General features: G+C 42.7%; 13 protein-coding genes. 8 read left to right on the top strand and 5 right to left on the bottom strand.

The window, feature by feature from the left end:
- The first annotated feature begins 24 nt into the window (after nucleotides 1-24).
- The gene (locus ACEYW6_RS01505) at nucleotides 25-963 is read left to right on the top strand and encodes an alpha/beta fold hydrolase (protein WP_412978356.1); all 939 of its coding nucleotides are present in this window, start codon (nucleotides 25-27) and stop codon (nucleotides 961-963) included.
- A gap of 326 nt (nucleotides 964-1,289) precedes the next feature.
- On the opposite strand, the gene ACEYW6_RS01500 is transcribed toward ACEYW6_RS01505, so the two are convergent.
- The 3 genes from ACEYW6_RS01500 to ACEYW6_RS01490 form a co-directional block, all read right to left on the bottom strand.
- A complete protein-coding gene (locus tag ACEYW6_RS01500; RefSeq protein WP_412978355.1) occupies nucleotides 1,290-1,940 on the bottom strand; it encodes a sigma-70 family RNA polymerase sigma factor in 651 nt (216 codons plus the stop codon).
- A gap of 220 nt (nucleotides 1,941-2,160) precedes the next feature.
- A complete protein-coding gene (locus ACEYW6_RS01495) occupies nucleotides 2,161-3,537 on the bottom strand; it encodes a DUF2330 domain-containing protein (RefSeq protein WP_412978354.1) in 1,377 nt (458 codons plus the stop codon).
- Between the two features lie 28 nt (nucleotides 3,538-3,565).
- Complete coding sequence (locus tag ACEYW6_RS01490) at nucleotides 3,566-4,402, bottom strand: RnfABCDGE type electron transport complex subunit D (RefSeq protein ID WP_412978353.1); 837 nt, start codon at nucleotides 4,400-4,402, stop codon at nucleotides 3,566-3,568.
- A 206-nt stretch (nucleotides 4,403-4,608) separates the two neighbouring features.
- Between ACEYW6_RS01490 and ACEYW6_RS01485 the strand changes: the two genes are divergently transcribed.
- Complete coding sequence (locus ACEYW6_RS01485) at nucleotides 4,609-5,289, top strand: polysaccharide deacetylase family protein (RefSeq protein ID WP_412978352.1); 681 nt, start codon at nucleotides 4,609-4,611, stop codon at nucleotides 5,287-5,289.
- Between the two features lie 217 nt (nucleotides 5,290-5,506).
- Nucleotides 5,507-6,271, top strand: a complete 765-nt coding sequence (locus ACEYW6_RS01480; protein ID WP_412978351.1) for an HIRAN domain-containing protein — start codon at nucleotides 5,507-5,509, stop codon at nucleotides 6,269-6,271.
- On the opposite strand, the gene ACEYW6_RS01475 is transcribed toward ACEYW6_RS01480, so the two are convergent.
- On the bottom strand, nucleotides 6,268-7,245 hold the full coding sequence (locus ACEYW6_RS01475) for a carbohydrate kinase family protein (RefSeq protein ID WP_412978350.1): 978 nt from the start codon (nucleotides 7,243-7,245) through the stop codon (nucleotides 6,268-6,270). The genes ACEYW6_RS01480 and ACEYW6_RS01475 overlap by 4 nt on opposite strands.
- Nucleotides 7,246-7,610: 365 nt before the next feature.
- On the opposite strand from ACEYW6_RS01475, the gene ACEYW6_RS01470 reads away from it, so the two are divergent.
- The 5 genes from ACEYW6_RS01470 (at nucleotide 7,611) to ACEYW6_RS01450 (ending at nucleotide 12,712) form a co-directional block, all read left to right on the top strand.
- On the top strand, nucleotides 7,611-7,874 hold the full coding sequence (locus tag ACEYW6_RS01470; RefSeq protein WP_012410583.1) for a helix-turn-helix domain-containing protein: 264 nt from the start codon (nucleotides 7,611-7,613) through the stop codon (nucleotides 7,872-7,874).
- 392 nt (nucleotides 7,875-8,266) lie between these two features.
- Nucleotides 8,267-8,968 carry a DUF6391 domain-containing protein gene (locus ACEYW6_RS01465; RefSeq protein WP_196512838.1) on the top strand — a complete coding sequence of 234 codons (702 nt, stop codon included), beginning with the start codon at nucleotides 8,267-8,269 and terminating at the stop codon, nucleotides 8,966-8,968.
- Nucleotides 8,969-9,079: 111 nt separating this feature from the next.
- The gene (locus ACEYW6_RS01460; protein WP_196512837.1) at nucleotides 9,080-10,075 is read left to right on the top strand and encodes a glycosyltransferase; all 996 of its coding nucleotides are present in this window, start codon (nucleotides 9,080-9,082) and stop codon (nucleotides 10,073-10,075) included.
- Nucleotides 10,076-10,127: 52 nt separating this feature from the next.
- Nucleotides 10,128-11,189: a dTDP-glucose 4,6-dehydratase gene (gene rfbB / locus ACEYW6_RS01455; protein WP_412978349.1), complete on the top strand. Its 1,062-nt coding sequence runs from the start codon at nucleotides 10,128-10,130 to the stop codon at nucleotides 11,187-11,189.
- Between the two features lie 329 nt (nucleotides 11,190-11,518).
- Nucleotides 11,519-12,712, top strand: coding sequence for a serine/threonine protein kinase (locus tag ACEYW6_RS01450; protein WP_412978348.1), 1,194 nt, complete (start codon nucleotides 11,519-11,521; stop codon nucleotides 12,710-12,712).
- 36 nt (nucleotides 12,713-12,748) lie between these two features.
- Here the strand turns inward: ACEYW6_RS01450 and msrA are convergent, their stop codons facing one another.
- Nucleotides 12,749-13,417: a peptide-methionine (S)-S-oxide reductase MsrA gene (gene msrA / locus ACEYW6_RS01445; RefSeq protein ID WP_412978347.1), complete on the bottom strand. Its 669-nt coding sequence runs from the start codon at nucleotides 13,415-13,417 to the stop codon at nucleotides 12,749-12,751.
- Between the last annotated feature and the right edge of the window lie 59 nt (nucleotides 13,418-13,476).

Here is a 13,476-nt window from a genome sequence, read left to right as displayed (position 1 = left end):
AGCTACTTAACAATTCTTTGAATCATGCAGGCAACTACAGCCCTCTCTACAACCCCAATTCCTGGTAAATATTGGCAGTGGCACGGGCACAACGTTTACTATGTGCGTGCGGGAGAGAAGCAAGCGCAACGTCCGCCTTTGCTTTTGGTACATGGATTTGGTGCTTCCACAGACCACTGGCGCAAGAATATCACAGGATTGTGTCAAGATTTTGAAGTATTTGCGATCGACCTTTTGGGATTCGGGCGATCGGCAAAACCGAAATTGCAGTATAGCGGCGACTTGTGGCGTGACCAACTCCATGATTTTATCAGTGAAGTAATCGGTCAAAAAGCAGTATTAGCGGGTAATTCCCTTGGTGGCTACGCTGGCTTGTGTGTTGCAGGGCAACGTCCCGACAGTGCGGCTGGTTTAGTTTTGCTCAATAGTGCAGGGCCTTTTAGCGAAAGCCAGCCTACATCTGAGCCGGAAGCTTTACAATCAGAAATTCAGGCTCCAAAACAACCCGCTACTTTGCAAAAACTTCTTGGTGACGGCACTAAGTGGATTTTTCAACAACCTTTAGCCCAGTTTTTGTTATTTCAATATGTGCGACAACGTTGGGTTATTCGCCAAACTCTAGAAAAAGTTTATCTTGACAAAAGTGCGATTACAGACCAATTAGTAGAAGAAATTTCTCGCCCTGCTTACGATCCTGGTGCAATGGAAGTATTTGTGTCAGTCTTTAGCACTCCTCAAGGAGAAAAAGTTGATGTGCTACTAAAGCAATTAATTTGTCCTCTGTTGATGTTGTGGGGAGAAGCTGACCCTTGGATGAATGCTAGAGAACGTTCTCAAAAATTTCGTCAATATTATCCTGAACTCACAGAACATTTCTTAACAGCCGGTCATTGTCCCCATGATGAAATACCCGATAAAGTAAACCAACTTTTAGGCGATTGGGTTTTGTCTATTACCAAGTGATACGAACCTCTCCCAGCTTTGAACTTTAGTTCAAGCCTATCCCTCTCGCCCGTCGGAGAGGGACAGGTTTTATGTAGTAAAACCTCTTAGCTCGACTTTATCCAAAATTAAGAGCTTGGTTTTCTTGATACGGCAAAAACCCTAGCTTTTTGGCAAAAACTTTTTACATATCACTAATTTTCGGTGAAATCGAAAAAGTAGAGCTACTGTCCTACAAAGGTTTCAGCGTCAGCTTGAGCGTTGCCAAAGAAATGGATAAAGTCGAGTTTAGAGGTCTTTTTATTTTTGGGAGAGTTCGCAACCGACTGGCTTTCCTTCTTTCTTGTTTATAACAATCCCTCAAATTCGGCGAATTTACGCAAACGTGGTAGACACTGGCGCTGATAAAAACTGCTTAATGTCGGAATTGACAATCCAAATTCCTCAGATAATTCTCTCCAGCTAACTTCTGGAGGTAGGCGTTTGAGAATTAACATCTGACAATTCACATCTGGATGTCCTTTAATGTAAGTGCGGCGCAGTTCTCCTTCAGAATCTGTCTTAGCCCATATCTCCAAGTCTTCCAGAATGGGAGGTGCTTGGGGGCTAGCTGGGAGGTTATCTACAGGATCAATGGTTTCACTTATTCCACCCGATGTAGACTGACGAACCCGAAGAGGGACTGTTATGGCTTGTTCCCGGTTCTGGTTAATGTAAAAGTCTTGTAGTCTACGTTTTAGGTAAGCATTCAGCCAAGTGACAACACTGCCATAATTGGGGTCATAGATTTGACCTGTTAAACCTTCACAAACATTGCGGCAGAAATACAACCAAGTTTGTTGTAATGCATCTTGATAGTAGGGAGTACTTTCCCTCCAGAGTTTATTTGCTGTCAAGCGAATAATTTGCGTGAGCAGCTTCTGACGCTGAGGGCTTCCAGGTGGGTTTCCACAGGCTTCGGTAACTAAGCCGCGTAGCTGTTCATCGAATTGAACCATGACAATCTTCGGACAGAAAGCAAGAATATCTTAGTATTGCCTATAACAACGCCCTAAAAAATTACCTTTCGTCAAGATGCTATATCTTTTTTCAAAGGGCATTGGGCATTGGGCAAAAAAGTTCTGAGTTCAGAGTTATGAGTTCTAAGTAAAGAAGTGAGATTCCCCACTCAGCACTGGGCACTCAAAACTCGCTTATCTCCACGCTCGCCACGATGACTTATAAACCCAGCCAGGAAAATAAAGTTTCCCACCAGGAATATGTCAGATTACCAACACTCAGCTTCATTTTGTTACGAATGTCTTGGATTTTCCAGTTGGTTAGTTTAGCCAGAGTTTGCGCTTCTTGTTCAAAACGCTTGGGTAAAGACCGTTTATATTCTCTACCCGCCTGACATTTAAGTTCCCCTTGGAACGGATGTTGCAAAACATAACGCCCTTGGAAAGATTCACTGTTGGCAGTTTGTTGGAACATCAAGTCTTCAGGGAATTTGTTGCGGGTGTAGCGGACATGCAACCGGGAGATGAAGACATTACTTCTAGGAAAGGGACGACGAAAGCCGGGGCGTATTGGTACATTGCTTGCAGAATTATCATCTAGCCAAAATACGCCTGCTTGCTTGAGTTCCTCTTGGGTTAGGGGATCGGCAGAACAAGGATCGCAACTACCCATATCCCAAGCGTATTCTAAAAAACCAACTTTTCTGTCTTCTTTGGTATAGATAGTTTGAAACATGGATTTGTAGAATTCACCAAATTCATCTTTGACAAACAAGGGAATGTTTGTGTTGGAGGGAATTTTTACCGTCCGGTAGTTAGTGATTTCTGCTTGTCCTTGGGGCGAGAGGATGTACACAATCAAATCCTGCTCTGTCGTAGCATTGATCATGCCTAAGCGAATTGGCAGCATGAATTTGGGTGACTGGTAGGAAATTTGTAGCGGACGAAGGAACTGGTAGCCAGATTTCTCAAATTTATTCAAGTTGACTTTGGCAACAAAGAATTTCATTGAGGAGCGGATGTAAGGCTGAAGTAACTGTTTTGCACCTCTGGGGATTTTGTAGCCATTGCGTTTGAGCCAAGTTTCTAGTCCGCCAGATTCTTTAGCACTGAGAATTAGAATGTCATATTCCCCCACGTTGAAACGTGCTTCCACTGTCACGCCTAAACTATTATCACGGCCTCTCGTACTCCCTGACTCAAGGCTTGCTGCTGGTCTAGGTGCAGCTTGTGGTAAGTTTTCGTCGTAAACTGGGGCACAAGGATCTGAGTCAAAATATTCTACTAATCGCGGCGCACTAAAAGCATCCAAACGCTCGACAATCTTCGGTTCAGCCACGCGAACTTGTTCTTTTTGCAGCACCGTTGGCACAGGAACTACCATTGCAAAATCTTTGACTTCGCCTTGAAAGTCATTTGCCATTGTTAGGACAGTGCGATCGCCATCCCGCGCTATTACCACCTGAGAAGCTTTGTTATACAGTTTTGTATCAGCTTTGGCTACATAAAATCCACAAAATGCCCAAGCTGCGGGTGCAAAGCACAAAACAGCTACAATTGCCAACAATAATGGCGTTAAAAGTCGAAAAAACTTCATTTTATACCTCTACTTTTTTAGTGCTGAGTTAGGAGTTAAGAGTTAAGAGTTTTCCCTCCGCCTCCTCTGCTCCCTGATCCCCTTCTTGCCAAGCAAACCTTGGGGCTAACCAGAAAACATCAAATAAGATGGTCAATGGCGCAAGGGCAAACAGCGCCCAGAAAACTGCTGTGGAAACAAAGAAATAATTTCGCAGGATAAAAGTTAATCCGGCGATGCAGATTGCCCAAACTACACGCCCAATTCGGGAATTGGGAATCGATCGCGGATCTGTAATCATAAATAGGGCAAACAGCAGCAAAGACCCGCTCATCAATCGATGCCAGTAAACATCCCAAGTCCAACCTAGCCAGAGATTGCGAATCGCCTCTAGCAAAGAGTAGGAACCCAAAAAAGCTGCTGTGGTGTCCCAGCGACCAACGCGCTGCAAAATCATGCCGCCAGTTCCGGCAAATAATAGCCCATACCACCACTCTTCACCCCATTGTCCCGGCGAAACCCAAGCATCAGGGGTCAGAATCAAGGCAGATATGATGCCAAAATTGGTAGGATTAAAGAAATGCTTATCACCAACTTGAAAGATAAATTTGCTAGCGATCGCAATTACTGCGGCTATTGCCATTGTTGTCCAGTGATCAGCCCGCAAAATTAGGCCCAATCCCAGAGATGTAATTAAAGCACTCCGAAGATTTGCCATTGGTTCTTTGCCAGTAACTAATGACAATATCCATTGGGTTGCAAGACAAGTGGCGATCGCTACCCCAATTAATTCTGGTCGCAGCGTCCAATCTCGTGTGCCGATTCCCAGGATTAGAAATAAGCCCAGAAAGAGAATTTGATAATCACGTATATCTTTTAGCAACATTACCCCTTTAGTCAGGGATTACTCGTAGATTTCTCCCCAATTTAGTCGAGAGTTAGCTGCAATAACATTGCTGTTACAGATTTTGTTACAAAATAGGATAGTTAAGTCTAAAAGCCCCCAAGTATGAGGTCAGATATAGATTTTAAATTAGACGGTTTTGAGAAATGAATGTATAAAATTTCTTGAAAGCTACGGAAAGGCTCAAAATGCAATTTGCACCTCTATTCCCAATTTTCTACCGCTTTCTCCAGCCGAGTTTTCCCAATTGCCTTTGGAATGGAAATCCTCATGTTAAAGCGATCGCACTTACCTTTGATGATGGGCCGCATCCTCAATACACACCTGAAGTCTTGGCAGTGTTAGATCGTTACAAGATTACAGCGAGTTTTTTTTGGTTGGGTACTTGCGTCAACCGTTCACCAGCCATTGCTAAAGCCGTTAGCGATCGCGGACACTGGATCGGATTGCATGGTTATGATCATCGCTCTTTTCCTATGCTTTCGCCAAATGACCTGAAGGACAGTTTAGAAAAAACCCAAGCCGCCATCTACAACGCCTGTAATCTGCAACCTGAACAAATGCGAGATGTCCGCCCCCCCAATGGTTTATTTACACCTGCTACTTTAAAATTATTTTTTCAGTGGAATTACCGCCCAGTTATGTGGAGCGTTGTACCAGAAGACTGGGTGCGTCCAGGCGTAACCACCGTAGTGCAGCGAATTATGCAGCAGGTGAAAAATGGTTCAATGATTGTTTTACATGATGGGGCTTGTGGCGGACAAGATGTTGCTGCCACAATTCAAATTCTCATTCCGCAACTGCTACAACAAGGCTATGAGTTTGTGACTGTTGATACTCTATGGCAGCAAGTTAAGGCTAACCATTGACTATTCAACATTTTAAAAATAGCTGAAGTTAATAATTTGCTTTAAATCAGACTTCCCAATAAATTATGCCAGAGCAGTTTCCTTTAGCAAGGGTGTCAAGCAATGATACGTTAGAGCTTTTTGAGTGTATTCCATCTAATCGCATATCGCAAACAGCAATTGAATTTGCACAAAAGATATTGGAGTTAAATCAAACTAAGCTGCTGGACACCCTACTATGAAAACACTTTTTTTAGCTTGGCAAGATCCTAAAAGTCGCGCTTGGCTTCCCATTGGTCGCTTAAGATTTGACGGAAAAAAATATCAGTTTGTATATACGCAAGGTGCTGTTAAAGCTCAAACTGAACATAATTTTCAGCTATTGTATTCCTTTCCAGACTTGAACAAAGAATACGCATCAGTTGAACTATTCCCCTTGTTTTCTAATCGATTAATGCGACGCTCTCGCCCTGACTACAAAGATTATATTGAATCGCTAAATATTTCCGAAGGAGAAGACGATCCAGTTAGCGTTCTTTCTCGGAGTGGTGGACGCAAGGTAACAGATTATTTTGAAGTTTTCCCCTATCCAGAACCAGATGAGAATGGTTTATACCATATCCATTTTTTTGCACATGGACTGCGACACCTTCCTGCTTGTGCAACTGAACGGATTAATCAATTACAAACGGGTGAACTCTTATATTTAGCTAACGAATTTCAAAATCCATCTGATTCGCGTGCATTGCTCTTATGCACTAAGGATCACCACATTGTAGGTTATTGCCCTCGATATATTGTGGATGATGTATCTAAACTGAAGAACAAAAATCCTGCGCTTGTAAAAGTACATGTTGAGCGCGTTAACCCAGTACCAACACCTCTCCAACTACGTTTATTGTGCAATATGACCGCAGAATGGCATGAGGATTTTCTTCCATTTTCTAGCCGGGAGTATCAGCCTTTGGTGGCTGATATCCCAGCGGCTTATACTAGTTCCTAAAGTTGATGTGAGGCTAGAAAAGCTTCGACTTCAGCAGCAGTAGGTTGAGAAGCGATCGCACCTGGTTTAATGGTAGTCAGTGCCCCAACAGCACTGGCATAGGTGACGATGCGTTTTGCTGTTTCTGCATCCCGCAAGCTGTGGATGCCATGCTGACTCAACTGGTGGATGAATCCTGCCAAAAAGCTATCCCCTGCACCAGTTGTATCAACTACAGGGATGGAAAAGGAAGGTAATTTGCCTTCGTTCTCACCCAGACAGTAGCTGCAACCGTTTTCCCCATCTGTTACAAGTACTCCTTCAATGGAAGCCAGGCGGTAAGTGATGGCTCCGGGATCTGCGGTTTCAAATAGCCATTCAGCTTCTTCTTTGGAGAGTTTAAGGAAATCGACTCGCTTAAATAATTCTGGAATTTTTTGATGAGCAATATTTGGTTCGTCCCAAAATACAGGACGCCAGTTTACATCCAGCACAATCTTCAGGTCATAATGTTCTGCTAACTCTAGGGCGCGGTGAATTGCCTGTTCACTTTCAGGATAGGCTAATTCCAAAGTACCCAAAACTAGAAAATCTGCCTCTTGAAACAGCGAATTTGGCAATTGTTTGGCTTGCAGGCGAGTATCGGCAAATTCTGCGGTGTCATACTGACCAAATCCAGCGAAAGTGCGATCGCCAGCCAGATCCCGTGTAACATAAACTTGCCGCGTTGGTGCCGTGGGATGGCGTTGTACCCCAGTTGTATCTACACCTACATCTTGTAATAGCTTGACCAGTGCATTCCCTGGTTCATCTTCACCAACGGCTCCGATAAATCCTGCTGGCGTTCCCAGCTTGACTAAAGCACAGGCTACGTTAGCTGGTGCCCCTCCTGGATAGGGAGTCCAAGATTTCACTTCTTCCAGCTTTAGCCCTAATTGATCGGCTAAACAATCAAACAAAACTTCACCGAGGCACAAAACACGGGGATTGCTCATTTCATTTTAGATTTTAGATTTCGATTTTGGATTAGGAATTTACAGTATAAAATCTACAACAATTTTTGCTAATCTGTCGCCAGTCCTTCATAGAATTAAATAGCAATTTTTACTACTCCCGTAACATCTATATGCTTCTGATTATTAATAAATTCTCCTAAGCATTTATTCCTAATGTTTATGCAAAACATTGTATTATATAAGACTAATGTAGATTTATGCTTTATATTCTTACCAACTTGAAATCCAAAGAAAATATTGACAATCGTATTACTGCTAACACTTGAAACCCCTCCCAACAAAAGAATCTTCTAGAATTAGAAAGAGTGATTAAGTACATATACCAAGGGAGGATAGAAATAGTCATGGCTGGTGGCAAGTCTGAGACCCCCGTTAGTCTGTCAGACAGAGAACTGCAAATTATCGACTTAGTAGCCGCTGGCTTAACTAACCAAGAGATTGCAGGAAAACTGGAGATTAGCAAGCGTACAGTTGATAACCATATCAGTAATATTCTTACAAAGACCGAGACAGAAAATCGAGTAGCTCTTGTCCGCTGGGCTTTACAGTGGGGCAAAGTCTGTTTGAATGATGTCAATTGCTGTCTTCTGCCTAACCAGATCGAATAAACAATTTACTAGTAGCAAGGTAATTGCTTTGGTCTGGTATACTCACAAACCAATTTTGAGGTTTAGTGATTGTTTCCCTCCTCACGCCTAAGTTTTCAGTGTGAACACTCTACCAAAAGTTCCGAGTCCTTCACTCAGCCGGAGTTTATGTTAGTGGAGCCAGCTGACCCTCGGACTCGGAAACTATAAAGATCAGAATTCCTTTCCAAATTCAGCAGAACAGATTTACAACTTACGCACAGGAGCAGAAGGGCAGAGGAGATTAATTAATAACCAATGCCCAATGCTCAAACTCAACCATCATCCACAAAAATTAGCAACAATTCAGTGGTACAAGCGTTACATTTGAAAGAAATCTATGTTGCCCCATCGGCTTTGGGAGTAGTGTTCCAATGAATACTTCCGCTTCTTTTCAGGGTAGCTCGTCTCCCTTTAAATTTTTTAACTTTGATTTTACGACACCTGTATCTGAAAAAATTCCGAGTCTTGAAGACCGATTTTCAGGCTTTGTGCAACCCACACAAGATGCCGACTTACTCAGACAGCTATCGTTTATTCCAGGGTTGCAAGAAATTTTAATGATACGGCAGGTTCACGCCTTAGAACACGCTACTGTTTGGGTTCTTAGCGAATCAAAAAGTTCTTATTCTCCTAAAGGAGAACCTACTAACGTTCAACTAGATAACGAACTATTAGGCGGTTTGTCTACTGAGCAGGGATTTTACCTTTATGGTGAGGTAAATATTAGTGATTTGCGGCGTGCGGTCATACTGGCTCGACATCGCCTCACGAGTGGAGAATGGGATTTGGCTGTACATCCCCGTTGTGGCACCAATTTATCAGTAGCAATGCTCTTAACCGCTGGACTAGCTGTCGGTGTGCATCTGCTACTACCCTTTCGACCAATCGAGCAACTTATAGGTTTGGGGTTAGCAGCGACGACAGCCGCTGAACTCGCACCCGATTTAGGTTCTATGGCACAGCGTTACCTAACAACTGCCATTCCTTTTAACCTAACAATTGAAAATATTACCCGTAGACGTGATGTTTGGGGGCGTGAGGCACATTTTGTTAAAGTGGGCTGGCAAGAATGAAGAGACTTCAGGGAATGAGGAGGACAAGGAAGACAAGGGGGACAGGGTAAAATTTTCTCCTTTGTCTCCCCTATTCCCCATTGTCCACTCCCTACTCTCCTAAAAAAAATTATGAGAAAGCTTTACTTTTTACTCCCCGGTACAGATGGCAAATTTGCCTGTGGTGGTCTTTGGGCTGAGTTAAAAGCACTTAATATGGTGCAGCAGTTCTGTAGTGCTGATGTTGTAACTTACCGCCAACGCGAAAAAGGTAAGCTTTTTATCGATGATTTGCTAAAAGAGGAAAATTTAAATGATGTAATTTTTGTCATCAGTTGGGGATTTGATATAGCTCAACTCGTGGTTAAACTTAAGCAATACAATGTCGTTTACCATGCACATAGTGCAGGTTATCCATTTAAGCTACCTGCGAGTATTCCGATCATCACTGTTAGCCGCTATACAATGGGATATTGGGGAGAAAAATCACCTAATTCCCTGATTTATTATTTGCCGAATCAAATTTCTGATGAGTTTGAAAATTTAGGTCTTGAACGAGATATTGATGTTTTAGTTCAGGCTCGGAAGTCTTCTGAGTATTTAATTAAAGAATTGATTCCAGCGTTGCAAAAACGTTGTAAAGTATTGGTTGTTGATTCATATATAGAGGATTTACCTGGACTATTCAACCGAGCGAAGGTTTATCTTTATGATTCGGCTGAGTACTGGGCGCAACAGCGTGTTAGCGAAGGATTCGGTCTACAACCAATGGAAGCTCTTGCCTGTGGTTGCCAAGTATTTTCTAGTGTCAACGGTGGACTGGCTGATTACTTAGACCCTGGATTTAATTGCTATAAAATTGCTGGATATTCGCAAGAATATGATGTCCAACGGATTCTGAAGGTGATTGATTCTTCAGTAGCTTTTAGTTTGTCTGAAGAGTTTCTGGCTGAATATCGAACTGAAAATATTATTAAGCGTTTCCAAGTAATTTTGGATGAGTTAAATGAGTTTTTTGATCACAAGATCCAGCAACCATCTAATATTAAGAGTTTGACGAAAATACGTGTGGCGAAATTACTCGCTCAGAGAATATATGGGAAGCTGAGGAAGAAATATTTTAAGTAATAGAAACGCACCGCAGAGGCGCAGAGAACACAGAGAGAAGAGAGGAAATTTAATGAGTCGGCGGTTATTAGTTACTGGGGGTGCGGGGTTTATTGGGGCAAATTTTGTCCATCACTGGTGTCAGGTTTATCCAGATGACCGGGTGGTGGTGTTGGATGCGCTTACCTACGCGGGAAATCGTCTGAATTTGGCGCTGGTTGAGGGAAGAGAGAATTTCCGGTTTGTGCAGGGGGATATTTGCGATCGCACTATTGTAGATCAGTTACTAGCAACCGAAAATATAGATACCATCGCCCATTTTGCTGCTGAGTCTCATGTTGATCGTTCAATTCTTGGGCCTGCTGCTTTTGTGCAAACTAATGTGGTGGGAACTTTCACACTGCTAGAAGCTTTTCGGCAACATTGGGAGACAAAAGCAAAGCCATCTGATTATCGTTTTCTACATGTTTCTACTGATGAAGTCTACGGTAGTTTGGGCCCAGATGATGCAGCTTTTTGTGAAACTACACCTTACGCTCCCAATAGTCCCTATTCAGCCTCGAAAGCCAGTAGCGATCACTTAGTGCGTGCTTATTACCATACTTACAACCTCCCAACTATTATCACAAATTGCTCTAATAATTACGGCCCTTATCAGTTTCCTGAAAAGCTAATTCCTTTGATGTGCATCAACACTTTGATAGGTAAGCCATTACCTGTTTATGGTGATGGTAAAAATGTGCGCGATTGGCTTTATGTGGGTGATCATTGTCGTGCTTTAGATGTGGTAATTAATCATGGTCAACCAGGAGAAACATACAATATTGGTGGTAACAATGAGGTAGAAAATCTCAATCTGGTGCAACTTTTATGTCAGATGATGGACGAATTAGCGCCTGATTTACCAGTGCGTCCGGCAAAAGAATTGATTACTTTTGTCAAGGATAGACAGGGACATGATCGGAGATATGCAATTAATGCGAACAAGATTAAAACTCAGCTTGGTTGGACACCTTCAGTAACGATTGCTGAGGGTTTACGTTTAACAGTTGAATGGTATCTCAATCATCGTGATTGGTGGGAACCTCTGCTGTCTGCGGAATATCAAGCTTACTATCGCAAAAATTATTTTTAACCCACATTCTGCACCCAATAGTGTCACAATCGGTAATTACTGTTGTGATTCACTCTGAGATACTCCTTTTAGTAAGCTTTTGCGTCCTCAATGTCCTCAACCTGTGTGCTTTTGTCGCCTCCACACAGTATGACAACAACATTTTCAGCATCTTCGCCGAAATAGACACGATAACCGGAACCAAAGGAAATTCGCACCAATCTTCTAGGGAACCTCAAAGTTGAAATTCTCAACTGCTTTCAAAAAATTATCTGGCTCCCACAGTTTCTCTAGATAATGACTATCCTTGAATAGTAAGGGAATCAGAGTAAATTGCCAGCAGGTGTAAGATGCTGCAACCAGAACAGATATTACAAGATCGTTATCAAATCCAACGCCAACTAGGCAACAATGGAATTCGTCAAACTTGGCTAGCATTGGATTTACAAGCCTCTAATGACGAAAATTCGACCGTTGTGGTCAAACTTTTGGCCTTTGGCGGTACTGTACAGTGGGATGATTTGAAACTTTTTGAGAGGGAAGCACAAATTCTTAAACAGCTAAATCATCCCCGAATTCCCCGGTATATTGATTATTTTTGTATTGACGATCGCACACTCTGGTTTGCCTTAATACAAGAATATATCCCTGGTGAATCACTCAAGGATAAACTTGCTGTTGGCAAAAGATTTAGTGAAAAGCGAGCTAGAAAAATTGCTGTTGAGGTTTTAAATATTCTCACGTATTTACATGAGTTGAATCCAGGGGTGTTACATAGAGATATTAAACCGAGTAATTTAATCTGGGGCGAAGATAACCGGATTTATTTAGTCGATTTTGGCGCAGTTCAGGATAAAGCGGCAAAAGAAGGCGTTACTTTTACTGTTGTGGGTACTTATGGTTATGCCCCAATGGAACAATTCGGTGGTCGAGCGGTCGCGGCTTCAGACCTCTATGCACTGGGTGCAACCTTAATCCATTTGTTAACTGGAACTTGCCCTTCTGATTTACCGCAGCAGGATTTACGACTGCAATTTACAGACCGAGTTAACCTGAGTCCCAGTTTTGTCAGTTGGCTACAAAAGCTGATAGAACCCGCTCCAGAACAACGATTTACTAGTGCCCGCGAAGCGCTGAATGTTCTCAAATCTGGTCTGGCTGTCAAATCTGCAAACAGAAATCGACTTTTACCCCTAAAAGAAATAATCAACAATTCTGGATGCGGGATCAATAATTACAATGAAACAGTTCCAGAGGAAATTCTCGGTTGGAATTGGGGGGCATTTTTGATGCCTTGGTTGTGGATGTGGCCTAATCAAGTGTGGTATGGGCTATTCTGTTTTATACCCCACGGATGGTGGTTAATGGCGATCGCACTTGGTGCTAAAGGCAATGAATGGGCTTGGAAAAGTAGGCCGTGGCGCAGTATTGAACAATTCAGAGCGCATCAAAGAGGTTGGGCGATCGCTGGTATTCTACTGGGAGCGCCTATTAGTATTATGTTGTGGATTCGCGCGATCGCTGTACTCAAATCTGTATTTTAAGGTAGGAAGCGCACAGATGTGCGCCCTACTCTATTTTTAACTACTAACTTGCGATTCAATTACACCCACGGGACAAGATACGTTTGTCCCTCCTAAACCACAATATCCATTGGGATTTTTAGCTAGGTATTGCTGATGGTAAGCTTCTGCGTAGTAGAATTCCGGCGCATCCAAGATTTCCGTAGTAATCTTGCCATAACCTGCATCGTTGAGAGCTTGCTGATAAGCTTCCCGCGATGCTTCTGCTAACTGCTTTTGACTTTCGGAATATACATAAATTCCCGAACGATACTGAGTGCCAGCATCATTACCTTGGCGCATCCCTTGGGTAGGATTGTGGCTTTCCCAGAAGACTTTGAGCAGTTCAGAATAACTAATTACTTTGGGATCAAACACAACCAATACCACTTCATTGTGACCAGTTCTCCCACTACATACCTCTTCATAGGTTGGGTTAGGTGTGAACCCAGCAGCGTAACCTACTGCGGTGGTGTAAACTCCTTTAAGTTGCCAAAATTTGCGTTCTGCACCCCAAAAACAGCCCAAGCCAAAGATTACCTTTTCTAATCCATCGGGATAAGGAGGTTTTAAAGGATTCTTGTTGACATAATGAGCAGCGGGTACTGACATAGATTGTGCCCTTCCTGACAAAGCTTCCTCAGGCGTGGGCATAACTGCCTTTTTGCCAAATCCGAATAGTCCCATTGATTTTGACTCTGATATATATCTTTACCTTATTTACTATTGTAAAGATTCTAGCGATC

It is taken from the genome of Nostoc sp. UIC 10607 (assembly GCF_047228265.1).
Lineage (GTDB): Bacteria > Cyanobacteriota > Cyanobacteriia > Cyanobacteriales > Nostocaceae > Nostoc > Nostoc foliaceum_A.
The sequence above is the reverse complement of the archived record's forward strand: the minus strand, read 5'-3'. Positions and strand labels throughout refer to the sequence as shown.